This window comes from Wujia sp., from assembly GCF_056872695.1.
In genome coordinates this window covers 63,329-82,295 of sequence record NZ_DBMFCD010000008.1, presented here as the reverse complement: position 1 = coordinate 82,295, position 18,967 = coordinate 63,329, and the positions used below count along the sequence as shown (strand labels likewise).

Sequence of the window (18,967 nt, the reverse complement as noted above, 5' to 3'; positions counted from 1 at the left end):
CGGCTGCACAGGAAAATAATCATGGACACGGGCGGCCTGTGCGAAAAATCACCGCAATGCATACATGAATAAATATCTTGAAAAATCAGAATAACTAGGCTATAATTAGCACATATTAAAAATATAATATATCTGGAATGTTCGATAACTCCTGTTATTTTTGAACCTACATTTACTTTAAACGGGATTCCTATATCTGTGATATTATGTCAGGCCTCCTTCGAGTGGAAGACAGACGATCACATGCGGTTGCCCACCTAGCGTCAGCTAGGAGTCAAAAGGCAGGAACCGGCATCCCGGATATATTTTTTTGGAGGAAAATACGTGAAAAAGAAGATACTCACGTTTGTTTTATTGCTGGTTGTAACGGGAATCCTTATGATAGCCGGTCATGAGATCGCACGGCATATGCACAAAGCAGAACAAAATACGGAGATAACCGAAGCAGCTGTAGATTATAGCGTATATTACACATATGGAGATGTGGAGAAGGTCGTCAGTTATCTGGCAGATACAAAGGCAGAATCTGAGGCATTATCCCGTTTGATCGATCCTTTGAAGAAGAGTGAAGTGATCGATGCGGCGTTTGTGAAGTCAGTGGCACAGGTAATACAGGTAAAAACGTCCATTTATGAGGAAGCATTAAATGGAAAGAAGGATTCTGACTATGTGACAAAGGCGGAATTCGAGGACTTCTATGAGAGGATTGTGGCGTCGGCAACCGTGAAGGGGCTGCTTCGCAAAGATATTTTGGTGCTTGCAATATCAGAGGAGGATAAAACGTCTTTTTCTGATGGACAGGACACCTATAATGCAGAATTTGAAATTGATGAAACCTATGAGGGAAACGTGCTTGATGTCTATATGAAGAATGGCATGATTTTCAAGATAAACAGCCTTGGCAATTCTGAAATTACATTGCAGAATGTATGGGTGAAGGAAATCTCGGATGGTATGTGTACCTTCTTATATGGAAATCTGGAAAAGATCTACCCTGTCCGGATGGAGGGTGTCTCGGATGAAGCTGTGACAGTCGCAACGAGTCTGGATGCGGACAGACAGACCAAAGCTGACTATGAGACGGCAGGCTATGTGGCAAATCTTGTCTTTAACTATGCAGGAATCTGTAAGATTGAACGACCACAGAAGGTGCTGCGTGGCAGAGTCATTTCGACGGGAGATACAGACATTCAGGTGGAAAATGTCGGCGGACTCACACTTGCGGAGCATTATAAAATGTATAACGTCTATGAGGATGCCGTGGATGAGGAGAGCCTTTCCCTGTTGACCGGCTATTCGTATGTAGACATGTATATGCAGGATGGAAAAGTCGGGGCTGTCGTGATCAATCAGGAACTGAAAAGTGAGGATATCCGCGTAATTATCAGTAATGATGATTACACATCCTATGAGATGGAAATGGTACAGCTCACAGCGACATCTGCGTTTACAGTAACGAATCCGGATGAGACAGAGACGAAGTATCAGGCAGGCGATATGGTGACGATTCAGGCATCGGAGTATGAAAAAGACGAAGTGTTGAAGGTAACACCGGATACACACAGTGGGCGGATCAAGCTGCTCAGCGTGACACGCGAATGTGGCAATCCGGAATACGATGGAACAATGGAGCTTGATGTACAGGATGGATATATCTATGTGATCAATGAGCTTTCATTAGAACGATATCTGGCAAATGTCGTGGCAAATGCAATGCCGTCGGATTACCCGGATGCAGCCATGCAGGCGATGGCAATCTGTGCCAGAGGAACGGCATATGCGAAGTTAAAGGATGAAAGCTACGCAGAATATCATGCGCATCTTGACGATTCTAGTCTGTGTCAGGTATATAATAATGTGGCAGAGACCGATGCATCGATCCGCGCGGTAAAGGATACATACGGGCTTGTTCCGACGTATCACGGAACACTGATCGTACCGATGACATTTAACACATCTTTCGGAACGACCTGCACGAATGCTGAGATCTGGGGCGGCGATGCGTATAGTTATCTGGAGTCCAATGTGGAGAATCTGGATAAGGACAAGATCGATTTATCGGATGAAGCTGATTTTGAGGCATTTTTGACAGATAGTGATGCGTATACTATTATAGATAAAGATTCGCCGTACTATCGGTGGGATATAACATTTACGCAGGAAGAAATGACAGACGCGATCGAGACGGTTTTGGAAAACCGAAAATCTCTGATGGCAGAGGCGATACTTGTCGAGGATGAAACCGGCGAGTTTGTATCGGCAGACGTGCCGGAGCTTGGAACCGTGACAGAGATCGAGGTGACAGAGCGGACGGTGAGTGGTGTTGTATCCAAGCTTGTCATCCACGGCAGTGAACATACGATATCCATCAGCGGACAGAGCAATATCCGTGCGATCTTGAATCCAGTCAATCAGGAGATTGTACGGCAGGATGACTCGACGGTAACTGGCTGGACGTCACTTCCAAGCCCATATTATTATGTGGAGAAGACAGACGCGGGATTTGTCGTTCATGGTGGTGGATTCGGACATGGTGCAGGAATGAGTATCTATGGTGCCGGCGTGCTTGGCAGACAGGGAAAAAGCTACAAATATATATTACGGCATTATTTTTCGTATGTTGATTTTACGTCGATCTATACAATGGATGATGGAGAGGAAACAGCAGATTCAGAATAACAAAACGGGGGATGTATGAAAAAGGTCGTTCGGTTTATTATCAAATTTGTGAACAAAGCAACCGCAGACAGCGTGCCGGCGTATGCGGCACAGGTTGCTTTCTTTGTCATGCTTTCATTTTTTCCGTTTATGATGCTGCTTGTTATGATCGTATCGAAGCTGTCCGTTATGAACACAAATGTACTTGGCTATATTCTGCGTGTCGTACCGAGCGGACTGGAATCTTATGTGGCGTATATTGTGGATGATGTAGTCAATGCAAATGTGCAGTCGTTTACACTCATTACGGTATTTGTCAGCTTGTGGTCTGCAGCAAAGGGCATTCAGGCACTCTCGACCGGGTTAAATAAAATTTATGGTGTGGAACAGAACAAAAATTATTTCCTTGTGCGGCTGATCTGTGCGTTATATACACTGGTGTTTATGGTACTTTGTATCGTCGTGATCGCGATACAGGCATTCGGTTCGCAGATCGCCCATAAGATTATTGACAATTACCCGGCATTTGCAGATGCAACACTTTTGATTTTGAGCTTGAAGAATGTTGTGACATTTCTTGTTATCTTTGTCTTTTTGCTTCTGATTTATTATCAGCTTCCGAACCGGCGCGGACATATGCGGCATGAGTTTACCGGAGCTGTGCTTGCTTCGCTTGCATGGATGCTGATGACGCGGGGATTTTCTGTATATATCAAATATTCGGCGGATAATTCAAAGATGTATGGTAGTATGACATCTGTCGTATTGATTATCATCTGGCTGTATATCGGTATGCAGATTGTTTTGTATGGTGCAGAAATCAATTATTATCTGTCAGATCTGATCTGGAAATACCGGGAAAAATACCACATGAAGAAAAAAGCTAAACGGGAAGAAAAACAAAAAATTAAAAAAAATCAGAAAGAAAAAGCAGAGATATCTTAAGGTCAATCGGTTGACACTCCCCAAGGGATGTGCGATAATCTAACAGATAGAATTATAACAAGATGGAGGGACAAAGATGTACAGTTTTGATGAAATAGCAAATTTCGATCCAGAGATTGCACAGGCAATGACGGACGAGATCAACAGACAGGATCATAATATTGAGCTGATCGCATCAGAGAATATCGTATCCAAGGCAGTTATGGCAGCTATGGGAAGTCCGCTTACAAACAAATACGCTGAAGGGTATCCGGGAAAGCGTTATTATGGCGGATGTGAGTATGTTGATGTAGTGGAAGACCTTGCTAGAGAGCGGGCAAAGAAGTTGTTTGGATGTGAATATGTCAATGTTCAGCCACATTCCGGCGCACAGGCAAATATGGCAGTATTCTTCGCTATTTTGCAGCCGGGCGATACATTTATGGGAATGAATCTGGCACACGGTGGACATCTGACACACGGTTCACCGGTCAATATGTCAGGTAAGTATTTCAATGTCGTACCTTACGGTGTTAACGATGATGGTTTTATTGATTATGATGAGGTACTCCGCATTGCGAAGGAATGCAAGCCGAAGATGATCGTAGCTGGTGCATCTGCATATGCGAGAGCAATTGATTTCAAGCGTTTCCGTGAGATTGCAGATGAGGTTGGCGCAGTACTTATGGTAGATATGGCACATATCGCAGGTCTGGTTGCTGCCGGACTTCATGAAAGCCCAATCCCATACGCACACGTAACAACAACCACAACGCACAAGACATTGCGTGGTCCGCGTGGTGGTATGATTCTTTCCAGCAATGAAGTAAATGAGAAATATAACTTCAATAAGGCAGTGTTCCCAGGTATTCAGGGTGGTCCTCTGATGCACGTGATTGCAGGTAAGGCTGTCTGCCTGAAGGAAGCACTGACAGATGAATACAAAGAGTATCAGAAGCAGGTTGTGAAGAACGCAGCATGTCTGGCACAGGCACTGACTGAGCGTGGATTCAAGATCGTATCCGGCGGTACAGACAATCACCTGATGCTTGTTGACTTACAGAACCTTGACCTGACCGGTAAGGAAGTGGAGAAGCTTCTCGATTCTGTTCATATCACAGCGAACAAGAATACGGTACCGAACGATCCAAAGTCGCCATTTGTTACAAGTGGTATCCGTCTTGGTACACCGGCTATCACAACACGTGGTGCAAAAGAAGATGATATGATTGTGATCGCAGATGCAATCAAGGCTGCAGTCATTGACAAGGATAATGACAAGGCAATGGCACTTGTAAAGAGCATCACAGACAAGTATCCATTGTATGCATAATACGCATAAAGAACGAGATCAAATCGTATACTAAGTAAAATCAAATGCAAAACCGGGGGCTGCGCGAGAGGGAATCCGTTCCCTTGACATGTGGCTTCCGGTTTATTATGTCTTAAGAAATATCTTAATAATACAGAAAGAAATAGCTTGCTCATGGTTGTATGAGATTTATAGATAAGTACGCTTGAATAACGGAGAATGATATATGGAAAATCAGCAGAAAAATTCCGCCCCGGAGAACAATTCGGACAACCGGAATTCGAATAATAATAAGAAAAAGCCATCCAAGACGGTGGTGATATGGATCGTATCCATTCTATTGACATTTATGATCTGGCAGGGAATTACGGCGATACAGCAGTCCAAACAGGAGAAGATCACGTATGACACATTCCTGCAGATGCTTGATGATAAATTAGTTACCGATGTGAAGCTCTACAATGACCGGATCAGCTTCACGCCGATCTCGAAGGAGACGGGTGCGGAGATGGACAAGACGTATTATGTGATCCGCATCAGTGATTACAAGATCGTGGACCGTCTGCAGAAGGCGGGTGTGCAGTTTGAGGAAATGGATGAAGGGAAAAATGCAGTCGTTTCGACGATTCTCTCGTATGTGGTAATGATCGGTGCCTTCTATCTGCTGATGTCGTTACTGATGCGGAATATGTCCAAATCCGGCGGCATCGGAAAAAGCAATGCAAAGATGTATGTGGAGAAGAAAACCGGTGTGACATTCGCGGATGTTGCCGGTCAGGAGGAGGCAAAGGAATCCCTCTGCGAGATGGTGGATTTCTTAGATCAGCCGGACCGGTACTTAAAGATCGGTGCGAAGCTGCCGAAGGGAGCCCTGCTTGTAGGACCTCCGGGAACCGGTAAGACGCTGCTTGCCAAGGCGGTTGCCGGAGAGGCGAACGTTCCGTTCTTTTCGCTGTCCGGTTCGGAGTTCGTGGAGATGTTTGTTGGTGTCGGTGCGAGCCGTGTGCGTGATCTGTTCCGCAAGGCAAACAATATGGCGCCATGTATCATATTTATCGATGAGATCGATGCGATCGGAGGAAAGCGTGACACGCGTCATGGCGGTGGCGATTCCGAGCGGGAACAGACCTTGAATCAGCTCTTATCGGAGATGGATGGTTTCGACAGCTCGAAGGGAATTATCGTGCTTGCTGCGACAAACCGCCCGGAGGTACTTGACAAGGCATTGCTTCGTCCGGGACGGTTCGACCGTAGAATCATCGTGTCAAAGCCGGATATGCAGGGACGTATCGATACACTCAAGGTACATTCCAAGAATGTCAAGATGGATGAGACGGTAGATTTCAAGGAGCTTGCACTTGCCACATCCGGGGCTGTCGGTGCAGACCTTGCGAATATCATCAATGAGGCAGCGTTAATGGCTGTCCGTAACAAGCGGGATTATGTATCCCAGAAGGATCTGATCGCTTCGGTGGAAGTTGTATTTGCCGGAAAAGAGAAGAAGGAGAAGCTGCTTTCCCCAAGAGAGAAGAAAATCGTTGCCTATCATGAGGTTGGACACGCGCTTGTTGCCGCATTGCAGAAGAACACGCTTCCAATCCAGCGTATCACGATCGTACCGCGTACATCCGGCGCGCTTGGCTATGTATGGCAGGTGCCGGAGGAAGAGAAGCAGCTGCAGACGAAGAAAGAAATGGAAGAGGATATCGTGACATTTCTGGCGGGGCGTGCCGCGGAGGAGCTGAAGTTTGATTCCGTTACGAATGGTGCCTCCAACGATATCGAGAAGGCGACGAGCTTGGCGCGGACGATGATCACGATGTACGGTATGTCCGAGAAGTTCGGCATGGTGCAGCTCGAAGGCGTAACCGGAGAATACTTGGATAACCGCCGCGTACTTAACTGTTCTTCCGAGACAGAGACGAAGGTCGATACCGAAGTCAAGAACATGATGAAAGCAAGCTACGAGAAGGCATACAAGTTACTGAAAAAGAATATGCCGACACTCGATGCGATCGCGCAGGTACTCTACGAGAAGGAAAATCTGAGTGGCAAGGAATTCATGGAACTGTATGAGAAATACCAGAACGTGAAGCTTACGGAAGCGGAGAAGGTACAGTAGGAAACGTGATTTTTAATAAATAGCAGGAAACGTTTTTGTGGTTTCTATATCCGTATGTATCCATGTCTGGAAATATAAATATGATTGGAACTTAGAAGTACTTGATGTTCTGTAAATATTCAGCAATGTTTGAACACGATGTTCAAACAAGCCGCCACTGAGCCACGGACGGCGAGCGGAGGGCTCATATGAATCGTAGATTCATATTTAGGATGCGCCCGACAATCTGCCGACGAGCGAAGCGAGGGGGCAATACCCGTGCGGCGGTTGCGGACGATATTATTGTGTATATCAGAACATTTAGTACTTCTTAGTTTCAATACATCATATATTTCTGATTGTTGATACATGGATATAGAAATCACAATACGTTTCAAACATGTGGAGGAAAATCAAAATGGAATACAATTTCTTTGCGACGGTGGCGCGCATGAAATACATTGAACGCTGGGCACTCATGCGGAACACATACCCGGAGACGTTGTCCGAGCATAGTTTGGAGGTGAGCATGCTGGCGCATGCGCTCTGCGTGATCGGGAATGTGCGGTATGGCAAGCATTTAGATGCCGACAAGGCGGCAGTGATCGGACTGTATCACGACGCGTCTGAGATCATCACCGGCGATATGCCGACACCAATCAAGTATTACAACAACCGGATGAAGGATTTGTTTCATTCCATCGAGGATGAAGCGTGCGAGAAGCTGATCGGACAGCTTCCGGAAGATCTGCAGACATATTACCGGGACTACTTCTTCAAGCAGGGCGATGATACGGAAGAGACGAAGTATCTGTGGAAGCTCGTAAAAGCGGCAGATAAACTCTCTGCATTGATCAAGTGTATGGAGGAAGAAAAAACCGGCAACCGCGAATTCGTCAAGGCGAAAGAAAGCACGGAGCAGATGGTGCAGGAGCTATCCGATAGCTACCCGGAAGTAAAGGACTTCGTGCAGGAATTCCTGCCAGCTTATGCGAAGACGCTCGATGAGTTGAATTAAAAAAACACGTCGGTACAAAAATAGGGGCTACCATTTCAGGTAGTCCCTATTTTTTGTATCCGCTGCGTGTTTTCTCTGAGCGGGAGCGCGTCTACATGAGATTATATCATGACGATTGATTTATCATAGCTTATATGCTTGCGCTGAGAGATTATGCATTCTCCAGCTTCAAAATCGCGGCATTGATTCTTGCAAGTGTTTCGTCCTTGCCAAGGATACTCATAAGCTCGGTTGCGCCGCCAGGTGTTGCCTGCTTGCCGGATACAGCGGTACGAAGCGGCCACATGACGAAGCCGGTCTTGTACTCGTGCTCTTTACCGAATGCGGAAAGAGCCGCGAACAGGCTGTCATTGTCGAACGCTTCCTGTGCCTCAAGAACCGGAAGAACTTCTTTTAATAACTGCAATGAATTCTCAGCGTTTGTCTTCATCTTCTTGTGTGTATACATTGCGATATCGTATTCCGGTACGGCTGCTAAGAAATCAATCTGCTCCTTGATGTCCGGGAATACTTCGATTCTTGTCTTTACCATAGCGGCAATCTTCTTCGCATCCATCTTGTCGCCAACGACTTCCCGGATGTAAGGAAGTGCCGTCTCGTAGAACTTCTCATCGTCCATTGCCTTGATGTACTCGCCGTTCATCCATTTGAGCTTCGTCATATCTAAAACTGCCGGAGACTTGGAGATATTGTGGTAGTCAAATGCTTCTACCAGCTCCTGCAAAGAGAAGATCTCACGGTTATCCTCCGGGCTCCAGCCGAGCAATGCAACGAAGTTGATGATTGCTTCGGTCAAAAATCCCTGCTCCAACAGATCCTCGAAAGATGAGTGACCACTACGCTTGGAGAGCTTCTGGTGATCTTCGTTCGTGATCAGTGGACAGTGGATATAGGTTGGAACCTCCCATCCAAATGCATCATAGAGACGGTTGTACTTTGGAGAGGAAGATAAGTATTCATTTCCGCGGACAACGTGTGTAATGTTCATCAGATGGTCGTCCACAACATTTGCGAAGTTGTAGGTTGGGAAACCGTCGGACTTGATCAGGATCATGTCGTCAAGCTCGATGTTCGGAACTGTGATGTCACCGTACAGCTCGTCAGAGAATGTTGTTGTGCCCTCTTCCGGGTTGTTTTGACGGATAACATATGGCTTGCCAGCCGCAAGGTTTGCCTCAACCTCTTCCTTGGACAGGTGTAAGCAGTGCTTGTCGTAGCGGGAGATGGTCTTTCCCTCGAATTCGGTGACAAGTGTCTTCAGACGGCACTCATCGCAGAAGCAGTAGTATGCCTCGCCCTTGTCGATCAGCTTCTTCGCATATTCTAAGTAGATGCCCTTCTTCTGGCGCTCACTCTGGATGTATGGACCAACGCCGCCGTCCTTGTCCGGCCCTTCGTCGTGCTCAAGTCCTGTTTCCTTTAGGGTACGGTAGATGATGTCGACAGCGCCTTCTACCTCACGCTCCTGGTCCGTATCCTCGATACGCAAAATAAAATCGCCACCCTCATGCTTTGCAATCAGGTATGCGTATAATGCAGTTCTCAAATTTCCTACATGCATCCGGCCGGTTGGGCTTGGTGCAAATCTTGTTCTAATCTTCTTTGCCATTTTAATATGATAGCCTCCTGTATAACAGATAAATTCTTAGGAAATTATAACAAAGGAAAAATCATTTTACAACATAATGTTGATTATTGAAATTATTTTTAGTATACTACAAAAGGATTGTTCTCATTTTTGGGAGTGGTTATTTTTTAAGAAAGCTGGGAAATGATATGGATCGATCAATGATTTCAATGATATATTTTGTCGCATTGCTTGCGCTATTTCTGATTATGGTTATAGCAACAATTGCTGTGATTGCAAGCAAGTCAAAGCGCCGCTATGATGACGAGGATGAGTTTGAGGATGGAACAGAGTATGAAGATACCGAACAGCCGGACGAAGGACAAACGGTATTTGATGATGCAGATGCCATGTTATCGGATGATTTCTATGTAGATAATCTGGATATGCCGGGTGGAGATTCTGCGTTTGCACAGGATGAGGCTGGCTATGACGATGAGTATGAAGATGAATACGCTGAGGCTGGCGGGTATGACACTGATACAGACGAGGGTGACTATGAAGAAGTTGATGCAGCCGATGTAGATGATTCTTACGAAGATTATGAGAACGTAGAAGTTGACGACTATGACGCAGAGCTTGATAGTGCATTTGATGTACCGGGATCTTTGCAGATTGATCACGAACAGGCAAATGCACCGACACAGGAGATTGACACAAAGGCAGTTAAGGAAGAACGATGGAATTCAATGCAGGAAAAGGAAACACCGGCGGAAGATGCAGATGTTATTCCAGAGATTGAAACAGAATTGGAAACACCAGTGGAAGATGCAGATATAGATATAACTGAGACATCAGAAACAGAGCACATAGAAGAAGCTATGCCGGATGTTTACGGGGAACCGGAAGATGTGGAAAGTAATTTCGCTGAACCGGAGGAAATTACGGATTCATCGGAATCGGAGAATATTACAGAAACGTCGGAACTGATAGAAAAAGGTGTTCCAACAGAACAGGAACCGGAATCTGTTACAACGACAGAGGAACCAGCAGAAACAGAGATGCCGGTTGAATCTCCAAAGAAGCAGAAGAAAAAACATGTAAGAAAGCAGAAGAAACAACCGGAAGCGGTTGCAGAACCGAAATCAGAGGCTTCAAAAGAAGACTTTTCTGATTCGGCATTTGGACCGGATATTCCGGAGATCAATATCAGTAACGAAGCGCTTGCTGCGTCCGTACGGGAAGCAGAGGCGATGGGTGCAGCCATCATGGGAGATCTGAAGGCGGCAAAGGTGCCGGTTGAGACGATGTTTGGCATCAATGAAGAGCTTTCTTCCTATGGTTCAAAGAAGAATAAACGTGCGAAATCCAAGGTTGCAAGTGACGAGGATTTCTATTGGTATAACAAAGAGGATGCGGCAGACCGTCCGGCACGCCGTCCGATTGAAGCATATTATCACCATTTTAATATTGCAGATGACTGTATCGAGGATTTGTTGGTAGAGATGTATGACTGTGCATTGGTTCGTACTGAGGAAATCCGCTATATCGCATATGGCATTGAGCCGCGGACACTTACGATGAAGGAGATTATGTCAGGTACGGTTTCCTTGAATGATCACAAGAAGAAGGAACCGACGGAACAGGATCTGGTCCGTATCTACGAGAAGTGGTGTGGTTATGTGGATCATCTGCTGGATAAGGTGGAAATTCATGCAGACGAGTATACAATTCAGGAAATCCGCAAACAATTATGTGCGTACGGACGAAATGACGTCGATACATTATTGGAAGGAAAATAGACAAATATGGACATTATCAGACCGAGTATCGAGACCAAAGAGTTGTTAGATCATTATTTACAGTACAATCATTACAGAGGATGCGAATTTTCCGCTGCAAACAGTCTGTTCTGGTGTGATTTCTATCAGACGAAATTCACGATTTTAGAGGACATGCTTGTGTTTTGCAGAGTGGAGGATGGTGTCCCGACCTCATTTACGTTCCCGGTTGGGGAACACGATCCAAAGGATGCATTTGACAGGGTGGTAGATTACTTTGGAGAAAGTAATCTGCCATTTACTATGTATATGGTGGAGCCGGAAATGTTCGAGATGATTGAACGCTGGTATCCGGGACAGTATCAGATCGAATATGACAGAGACAGTGCCGATTATCTGTACAGACAGGAATCGCTAGCGACACTTGCAGGCAAGAAGCTGCATGCAAAGCGAAACCATATCAACCGGTTTTTAGAGAATTACCCGGATTATCAGTATGAGCGGATCAATGGGAAAAACTGGAAGGAATGTCTGGAATTAGAAGAAGCATGGGCGCGGGAGAACAACCCGGAACACGATGGGGATAAAGAAAATGAGAAAGCAATCATTGCCTATGCGCTTGCGCATCGGAAGATGTTTGGCATGATTGGCGGACTGATCCGTGCGGATGGCAAGGTTGTTGCGTTTACTCTGGGAGAACGGTTAACAGAAGACACCTTTGATGTTCATTTTGAAAAGGCATACGCAGATGTACAAGGTGCATATGCCATGATCAATCGGGAATTCGTCAGACGGGAATTGTCGGACTATACCTATATAAATCGGGAAGAAGATATGGGAATTCCCGGACTTCGCCAGGCAAAGCTGTCCTATCAGCCGGACAGCCTTGTGGAGAAAGGAATCGTAACTAAGACTCGGACACCGTAGATTCCGGTGCTCCGAGTTTTTCCATGAATAAGGTTAATGCTACACATGCAACCAGCAGAACCACACCGACGATGATGGATACGACGGAAGTTCCATTCATGCTGTATTCCTGATTTACCTTATAGAAGATCGAAATCGGAGAAGATGCTACAAGTGCGAAGATTCCGCTGAACGTCGCAGATACAAAATGCTTCAGCAGATAGCTTATGAGCTTGGAGATAAAGAAGATTCCAAGTACACAGCCAATTGCAAAAGGAATCAGGATGTAAAGCTGATTCAGCATGCCCTGCAGATTCAGTGTGCGGAGTGCCTCTACAAACTGTTTTACAGAATTGATAACACCGAAGTAATATCCAAGGATCATAAGCACTAAAGAGCCACTGACACCAGGGATTACCATGGTTGCACTTGCGATAATACCCATGAAGAAGATCTTCACGATCATACCGGCGCTTGCGGTAAGTGCAATGCCGCTTTCGCTGTCACCATTTAAAAATACCATTGCCATTGCTACGGCAAGTAAAATCAAAAATACAAGAATGTTCACAAGCAGAGATTTCTTCTCTTCACTTTGCCAGCCGTCCTTCAGGGAACGTAAGATAGCTGGAATACCACCGATGATCAGTCCTGTAAATGCACAGGAAGTTGCAAATGGAAAGTTTGCAAGCAGCCACGGAATGATATAAGTAAAACCAACAATTCCAATTGCCATTCCGAGTATGATCGGAAGCAGGGTCAAAAAGCTTTTTTTGAAGCTTTTCAAGAGGCTGGAAATTGCATTCAGCAGCTTGTCATAGATGCCGAACGAAACTGCCATCGTACCTCCGCTGACCCCCGGAATAACATTTGCGATACCGACAAAAACACCTTTGATCAGATCAACTAAAAAATTCACGTTTTCGTACTCCTTCATTATTATATTGAATGTATAATACAAACTTTTGAAATTATACTATGAAAGGTATAAAAATACAATTTGAAAAAGGTAAATAAAAGATAAATATTTTATAAATCATGAAAAACTTATGAATTCGTATAAGAATGGGTTGCAATTCGTGTTTTGACATGCTATTATATGTAGTATTAAAAACCACGTGTAATAGTTCCGAAAGAGTTGAAAGGCGAAAACTATGAAATATAAGATTGTTGGAGACAGCTGTTGTGATTTTACAGCCGAGGATTTGAAAAAGGAATATATCAGCCGGGTGCCATTGATTCTCACAGTTGGAGATACGGATGTGATTGACGATGATACATTTGATCAGGAGAAATATCTGGATATGGTAGAACGTTGCCCGGATTGTCCACGTTCATCCTGCCCATCCCCTGAGAATTATATGCAGCATTTTGAGGGTGCAGAGAATGTATTTGTTGTGACACTTTCTTCTAAGCTAAGTGGCTCCTACAACAGTGCAATGCTTGCAAAGCAGATCTATCAGGAGAACCATCCGGATGTAAAGATCCATGTGTTTGATTCCAAGTCCGCTGCGGCAGCACAGCATCTGATTTGTGAACGTCTGGAGAGTTATATAGAGCAGAATCTTGATTTCAAGACAATCGTGGAAAAGACAGAAACATATGTTGGAGAGATCCGTACACTTTTCGTATTAGACAGTCTTGATACGATGCGGAAGAATGGGAGAATTACGAAGGTAAAGGCGCTGGCAGCCAATATGTTGAATATCAAGCCGGTATTGCATGGAGTGGATGGAGAAATCCAGCAGCTTGATCAGGCAAGGGGGATGAACAAAGCTTTAAATAAGCTGTTGTCACATATTGAGAAGGAAGGCTATGACAATACAAAACCGGTCCGGATTACGCAGTGCGGAAGCATGGAACGCTGTAAGAACGTGAAAAAGATTTTGATGGAACAATTTGGATTTACAGATGTGAAGATTCTTGATGCCTATGGGGTCAGTACCACTTACGAGAGCCGTGGTGGTGTGATTGTTTGTTTCTGATATAACAATTTAAAAGAGTTAAAGCAAGGTTTAAAAGGACAAGATGCGGAAAAACATCTTGTCTTTTTTTTTATGGAATGATACTATTTATAAATACGCTTTTTACAGATGAATTGAAGTATGAAAATAGGAGTAACAAGCTATGAAGAAAAAATTAAATCGAAGAAATAAACTGGCGGGCTGGCTGATTGGTGCCGTTTGTATGATGTTGGTTGGTGGCTGTGGGAAAAAACAGGATGGAACAACCGAGATGGTTACGACAGCAGCACCTGTAGTTGTTGCAACGAATGCGGATGCGGCACAGGAACCGGATCTGCCGATGGACGCAGATGGGTTTTATATTACAAATGATTATGTAAAAACTCTGGGTGAGACGATTAATGTCCGTGTGGCGGCGTCTACAGATGCGGATATCTACAAACTGCTTCCGGGTGGTGAGGTATTGAATCGTGTTGGTTACAATGAAGAGTGGACGAAGGTTCTTGTGGATGGCAGTACATTTTATGTGTATTCCGAATATGTGATTCAGACAGAGCCGCCAGCCGGAATCCTGCCAGATACAACCGAGGAAGAAACGCCGACGGATACGGCGACAAAAAGTGATGCCGATAAGATAAAGAAGATTGTTATGCTTGATCCAGCCAATCAGGCAGTTGTGAATGCCGAGCAGGTCGAGATCGGACCGGATACTGATGTGACCAAGCAGGGGGCTTCTACCGGAAATGTTGGAACGACACTTGGAACGAAAGAAAGTGAATTGAATTTAACCTATGCGAATCTGTTAAAGACTGAGCTGGAAAGCCGTGGATATCAGGTGTTGATGACAAGAGATACCGATGAGATCAATCTGTCAAACAAGGATCGCGCATTGCTTGCAAATGATTCGGAAGCAACGGTGTATGTGCGTATCCAGATGAACTTTAGTGAGAACAGCTCTCTGGCGGGTGTAATGGGTGTGTGCATGACGCAGGACAGTGAGTTTAACAGTGATTTGTACAATGACAGTTACCGTCTGACAACGAGATTGATGCAGGGAGTTCTGGATAACACAGCATGTGCTAATCAGGGAATCTACGAGACGGATCAGATGACAGCGATTAACTGGAGTGAAAAGCCGGTAGCACTGATCAAGCTGGGATATCTGAGCAATGCAGAGGAAGAATCCAAGTTGATTGACAAGGATTATCAGAAAGAGATCATTCAGGGACTTGCAGATGGCTTGGATGCGTATTATGGATATTAAATTGGAGGATAGATTGTATGCGAGACTATATCGTTATAAGTGATTCAACGGCAGATCTGCCGATCGCGGTTGTAAAAGAGTTAGAGGTTCCGATCGTACCATTTTCCTATTCTATTGAGGAACAGGTATACGAGTATTATCTGGATGAGCGCGACGGTGACATCGGAAGCTTTTATGAGCGTCTGCGCAAGGGGGCGATGCCTGTGACATCACAGATCAATCCGGTGATGTATCAGGATTTCTTTGAGCCATATGTAAAAGAAGGAAAGGATATCTTATATATCAGTTTTTCTTCCGGCTTAAGCGGTTCGTATCAATCCTCTGTGCTTGGCGCGGATATGGTGCTGGACAAATACCCGGAGGCAAAGGTTGTGTGTGTGGATTCCCGTTCAGCCGCTGTTGGACAGGGGGCGTTTCTGTATGAGATCGTGCGCAAGAAGCGGGAAGGGCTGGAACTGGATGTCCTTGCAGAGTGGGTGAAGCAGACACGTGGACATGTACATCATTGGTTTATGGTGGAAGATCTGTTCCATTTAAAACGCGGTGGACGTGTATCGACAGTAGAGGCGATGGTTGGAAGTGCGCTTAAAATCAAGCCGATACTGAGTGTAGATGAGGAAGGTAAGCTGGTGATCCGTTCCAAGGCGCGTGGCACGAACAAGGCAATGGAATATCTCATTGCAAAGACTGTTGAAGAGGGCGGAGATTTAGGGAAGCTTCGTGCCGTAATTGGACACGCGGATTGTATTGAAAAAGCAGAGAAATTAAAACAGATGGCAGTGGATGCAGGCATGCAGGCGGACAATCTGATGATCGCACCGATTGGGCCAATCATCGGTACCCATGTCGGTTCCGGTATGTTAGCGATTGCGTTTGTAACAAATATGTAACAAACTATTGACACCTTTGTAAGATAATGTTAAGATACATTTGTAATAAAAATGTAACAATGTACGAAAAAAGTTACAAAATTATTTTGCAAGGTGAAAGAAATGAGTAGAAGAACGAAGTTAAAAGTACGGAATATGCGGTTATTTCTTACAAAGAATGTATTTAACAGTCGTTACATAGTCAGAAATATTTTAGCTTTTACGATTATGATTACAGTGATTGCCATGTGTGCAGGGGCTGTTATCGTAATTGGTGATAAAAAAGAAGCAAAGGCAGAGACCGCAATCGCTTCAGGAAATGTGGAAGAGGTTGTAATTCTGGACAGTTCGATGGCTTCTATGAACGCATCCGGAACAAATATGATCCGTGCGGATTTAGAGTCTGTCATGACAGCAGATAAGGAAGCAAAAGAAAAAGAAGTGGTTGCTGCGGCAGTTGCTGAGTTCTCAGATAAGTGTGCAGCCAATCGAGACGATGTGAATGTCCGTGCAGAGGCATCTACAGATTCTGCAATCGTTGGACACATGAATATCGGAGCCTGTGGCGATGTACTTGCACAGGCAGATGGATGGGTGCAGATTACATCCGGTGATGTAAAAGGATATGTAAAAGCAGATTATGTGACAGTCGGTGAGGAAGCATATGCGCTTGCAAAGAAGTATTATTCTATGACAGCCGTTGCAAAAGAGGATGGCATCAACCTTCGTGCAGCTGCGAGTAAGGACGCTGAGGTTGTTGGCGCGGTTTATGAGAATGTAACTTATGCTGTTACACCTGAGAAAACAGATGATGCATGGGTATGCCTTCAGGTAGCGACGGGTGCAGAGGGATATGCAAGTGCAGATTATATGGAAGTCACAGAGGGATATCGTGTGGCAGAGCCTGTGGATGAGGTAGAGGCGGAAAATGATGCGACATCAGAAGATACAGCATCTACAACAGAGGAGAAAAAGGCAACAGGCAGTGTGGAGGAGAACAAACAGACAACACAGACCACAACGGAGAAGCTTTCGACAACACAGCAGACTACTACGGAAGCGACAACACAGGCAAATAACAGTTCTACAATTGGTTCTTCATCCAGAACACCAGTATCTTTGAGTGATGCAGATATTAATCTGATGGCGGCTGTTATGACATTGGAATGTGGTAGTGAGTCCTATGAGGGACAGCTTGCAGTCGCAAATGTAATATTGAATCGTTTGCAGTCCGGCGCATGGGGCAACACGATCAGTAGTGTCGTGTATGCAGCAAATCAGTTCAGTGTAGTATCGGATTCCAGATTACAGGGACTGATTCAGAATGGTGCACAGGCAAGCTGTATTCAGGCAGCCAGAGATGCATGTGCAGGAAATAACAACATCGGAGATCTGATGTCATTCCGTCCGGCAAGAAATGTGGATACAAGTACACTTGGTACTTACAAGCAAATCGGAAATCACGTGTTCTTTTAATAAAATTGAAAAGCATAAGACAACATCCTGGCACTTTGTCAGGGTGTTGTTTTTTTCTGTATTATAACCAGGTGTGAAACATTGACATCAATGTTTTAGTTTGCTAAACTGACTACAATTATAAGGATAGGGAAGAATGCAACTATGTGTAAGATAAGCGCAATCATAACAACGAAAAATCGTAGGGATTTGTTACAAAAAGCAGTGGAAAGTGTGTTGAATCAGACATATCAGGATCTGGAATGTATAGTCGTGGATGATGCTTCCACGGATGAAACACGTGCATATCTGGAGGGAATCAAGGATACAAGGATAAAACCTGTATTTATCACACCAGAAGAATCAAAAGGCGGAAATTATGCGAGAAACAGGGGGATTCAGGCTTCGAATGGAGAGTTCCTTGCATTTCTGGATGATGATGACGAATGGTTTCCAACCAAGCTTGAAAAACAGCTTGCATTGTTTGAAGACCCGGAAGTGGGACTCGTTTTTTGCGGACATATCGATGTATATGATTATCAGAATATGATGGTGAAGGTTACTCCGGCGGACGACCAGCAGGGAGATTTATCCCAGTTTGTGTTTAAATTTATTTTTTGCACAACTTCCATGATGATGGTTCGAAAATCCCTGATGCTCCAGATTGGCTGTTTTGATGAGAATATACGATTCTGGCAGGAATATGATGTATGTATCCGGTTGTGCCAGATTACAAAGGTGGCGTTTGTGAAGGAACCGTTGATGCTGTTGCGGCATAATATTTCAGATAAGCACCGGCTTACGAATAAGTTTGATGGGTGGGTACAGGCAGTCAGATACCAGAATCATAAATATAAAGATCTGATTGCAGATCTTCCGGAGCAATATAAATGGGATCGGAAGCTTATGATTTATATTGACGCGGCGAAACGATGCGAGAATGCCGGAGACCGGAAACGTCAGCATTTTTATCTGAAGAAGATTGCGGAAATGACACATCTGAGGATTGACTATGTGCGGTATTTCGGTAATATCGGTTTTTTTGCGTGGGATAAGCTGCGTTATCGGTGTCTGCTTGTTTTAGAAAAAATTACGAAGAAAAAACGGGATGCATTTATAGATAGTTATGATGCATATTTATAGATCGGAGC

At 44.7% G+C, this 18,967-nt stretch carries 15 protein-coding genes and 1 other RNA gene; 14 read left to right on the top strand and 2 right to left on the bottom strand.

Going from position 1 to position 18,967, the window contains the following annotated elements:
• Window positions 1-126: 126 nt before the first annotated feature.
• The 7 genes from ssrS to yfbR all read left to right on the top strand — a co-directional run bounded on the left by ssrS (window position 127) and on the right by yfbR (window position 8,013).
• Window positions 127-307: non-coding RNA, 6S RNA (ssrS, locus tag ACZQK9_RS08915), on the top strand.
• Between the two features lie 17 nt (window positions 308-324).
• Complete coding sequence (locus ACZQK9_RS08910; protein WP_483270358.1) at window positions 325-2,679, top strand: SpoIID/LytB domain-containing protein; 2,355 nt, start codon at window positions 325-327, stop codon at window positions 2,677-2,679.
• A gap of 15 nt (window positions 2,680-2,694) precedes the next feature.
• Window positions 2,695-3,603, top strand: a complete 909-nt coding sequence (locus ACZQK9_RS08905) for a YihY/virulence factor BrkB family protein (RefSeq protein ID WP_021985712.1) — start codon at window positions 2,695-2,697, stop codon at window positions 3,601-3,603.
• Window positions 3,604-3,679: 76 nt separating this feature from the next.
• Window positions 3,680-4,915 (top strand): serine hydroxymethyltransferase, encoded by a 1,236-nt coding sequence (glyA, locus tag ACZQK9_RS08900; RefSeq protein WP_117780796.1) that lies wholly within the window; start codon window positions 3,680-3,682, stop codon window positions 4,913-4,915.
• Between the two features lie 205 nt (window positions 4,916-5,120).
• Complete coding sequence (ftsH, locus tag ACZQK9_RS08895) at window positions 5,121-7,016, top strand: ATP-dependent zinc metalloprotease FtsH (protein WP_117780797.1); 1,896 nt, start codon at window positions 5,121-5,123, stop codon at window positions 7,014-7,016.
• 188 nt (window positions 7,017-7,204) lie between these two features.
• The gene (locus ACZQK9_RS08890) at window positions 7,205-7,330 is read left to right on the top strand and encodes a hypothetical protein (protein WP_483270357.1); all 126 of its coding nucleotides are present in this window, start codon (window positions 7,205-7,207) and stop codon (window positions 7,328-7,330) included.
• An 83-nt stretch (window positions 7,331-7,413) separates the two neighbouring features.
• Window positions 7,414-8,013, top strand: a complete 600-nt coding sequence (gene yfbR / locus ACZQK9_RS08885) for a 5'-deoxynucleotidase (protein WP_483270356.1) — start codon at window positions 7,414-7,416, stop codon at window positions 8,011-8,013.
• A gap of 151 nt (window positions 8,014-8,164) precedes the next feature.
• On the opposite strand, the gene gltX is transcribed toward yfbR, so the two are convergent.
• Window positions 8,165-9,622: a glutamate--tRNA ligase gene (gene gltX, locus ACZQK9_RS08880; RefSeq protein WP_483270355.1), complete on the bottom strand. Its 1,458-nt coding sequence runs from the start codon at window positions 9,620-9,622 to the stop codon at window positions 8,165-8,167.
• Window positions 9,623-9,789: 167 nt separating this feature from the next.
• On the opposite strand from gltX, the gene ACZQK9_RS08875 reads away from it, so the two are divergent.
• Together ACZQK9_RS08875 and ACZQK9_RS08870 are read left to right on the top strand one after the other, a co-directional pair.
• Window positions 9,790-11,382, top strand: a complete 1,593-nt coding sequence (locus ACZQK9_RS08875; protein WP_483270354.1) for a hypothetical protein — start codon at window positions 9,790-9,792, stop codon at window positions 11,380-11,382.
• Between the two features lie 6 nt (window positions 11,383-11,388).
• On the top strand, window positions 11,389-12,288 hold the full coding sequence (locus tag ACZQK9_RS08870; protein WP_483270353.1) for a DUF2156 domain-containing protein: 900 nt from the start codon (window positions 11,389-11,391) through the stop codon (window positions 12,286-12,288).
• Here ACZQK9_RS08870 and ACZQK9_RS08865 read toward each other — a convergent pair.
• On the bottom strand, window positions 12,269-13,183 hold the full coding sequence (locus ACZQK9_RS08865) for a DUF368 domain-containing protein (protein WP_178016929.1): 915 nt from the start codon (window positions 13,181-13,183) through the stop codon (window positions 12,269-12,271). The genes ACZQK9_RS08870 and ACZQK9_RS08865 overlap by 20 nt on opposite strands.
• A 235-nt stretch (window positions 13,184-13,418) precedes the next feature.
• Here ACZQK9_RS08865 and ACZQK9_RS08860 point away from each other — a divergent pair, with 235 nt between their 5' ends.
• The 5 genes from ACZQK9_RS08860 (at window position 13,419) to ACZQK9_RS08840 (ending at window position 18,959) form a co-directional block, all read left to right on the top strand.
• Window positions 13,419-14,249 carry a DegV family protein gene (locus tag ACZQK9_RS08860; protein WP_178016928.1) on the top strand — a complete coding sequence of 277 codons (831 nt, stop codon included), beginning with the start codon at window positions 13,419-13,421 and terminating at the stop codon, window positions 14,247-14,249.
• Between the two features lie 142 nt (window positions 14,250-14,391).
• The gene (locus tag ACZQK9_RS08855; protein WP_178016927.1) at window positions 14,392-15,492 is read left to right on the top strand and encodes an N-acetylmuramoyl-L-alanine amidase; all 1,101 of its coding nucleotides are present in this window, start codon (window positions 14,392-14,394) and stop codon (window positions 15,490-15,492) included.
• A 17-nt stretch (window positions 15,493-15,509) separates the two neighbouring features.
• Window positions 15,510-16,382, top strand: coding sequence for a DegV family protein (locus ACZQK9_RS08850; RefSeq protein WP_178016926.1), 873 nt, complete (start codon window positions 15,510-15,512; stop codon window positions 16,380-16,382).
• 102 nt (window positions 16,383-16,484) lie between these two features.
• Window positions 16,485-17,837 carry a cell wall hydrolase gene (locus ACZQK9_RS08845; protein WP_483270352.1) on the top strand — a complete coding sequence of 451 codons (1,353 nt, stop codon included), beginning with the start codon at window positions 16,485-16,487 and terminating at the stop codon, window positions 17,835-17,837.
• A 144-nt stretch (window positions 17,838-17,981) separates the two neighbouring features.
• Complete coding sequence (locus tag ACZQK9_RS08840; RefSeq protein ID WP_178016924.1) at window positions 17,982-18,959, top strand: glycosyltransferase family 2 protein; 978 nt, start codon at window positions 17,982-17,984, stop codon at window positions 18,957-18,959.
• Window positions 18,960-18,967 lie beyond the last annotated feature (8 nt).

Coding starts and splice junctions, on each gene's coding strand:
- ACZQK9_RS08840 (WP_178016924.1), top strand. CDS start 17,982: ATGTGTAAGATAAGCGCAATCATAACAACGAAAAATCGTAGGGATTTG.
- ACZQK9_RS08850 (WP_178016926.1), top strand. CDS start 15,510: ATGCGAGACTATATCGTTATAAGTGATTCAACGGCAGATCTGCCGATC.
- ACZQK9_RS08855 (WP_178016927.1), top strand. CDS start 14,392: ATGAAGAAAAAATTAAATCGAAGAAATAAACTGGCGGGCTGGCTGATT.
- ACZQK9_RS08845 (WP_483270352.1), top strand. CDS start 16,485: ATGAGTAGAAGAACGAAGTTAAAAGTACGGAATATGCGGTTATTTCTT.
- glyA (WP_117780796.1), top strand. CDS start 3,680: ATGTACAGTTTTGATGAAATAGCAAATTTCGATCCAGAGATTGCACAG.
- ACZQK9_RS08875 (WP_483270354.1), top strand. CDS start 9,790: ATGGATCGATCAATGATTTCAATGATATATTTTGTCGCATTGCTTGCG.
- ACZQK9_RS08890 (WP_483270357.1), top strand. CDS start 7,205: ATGAATCGTAGATTCATATTTAGGATGCGCCCGACAATCTGCCGACGA.
- yfbR (WP_483270356.1), top strand. CDS start 7,414: ATGGAATACAATTTCTTTGCGACGGTGGCGCGCATGAAATACATTGAA.
- ACZQK9_RS08860 (WP_178016928.1), top strand. CDS start 13,419: ATGAAATATAAGATTGTTGGAGACAGCTGTTGTGATTTTACAGCCGAG.
- ftsH (WP_117780797.1), top strand. CDS start 5,121: ATGGAAAATCAGCAGAAAAATTCCGCCCCGGAGAACAATTCGGACAAC.
- ACZQK9_RS08905 (WP_021985712.1), top strand. CDS start 2,695: ATGAAAAAGGTCGTTCGGTTTATTATCAAATTTGTGAACAAAGCAACC.
- ACZQK9_RS08870 (WP_483270353.1), top strand. CDS start 11,389: ATGGACATTATCAGACCGAGTATCGAGACCAAAGAGTTGTTAGATCAT.
- gltX (WP_483270355.1), bottom strand. CDS start 9,622: ATGGCAAAGAAGATTAGAACAAGATTTGCACCAAGCCCAACCGGCCGG.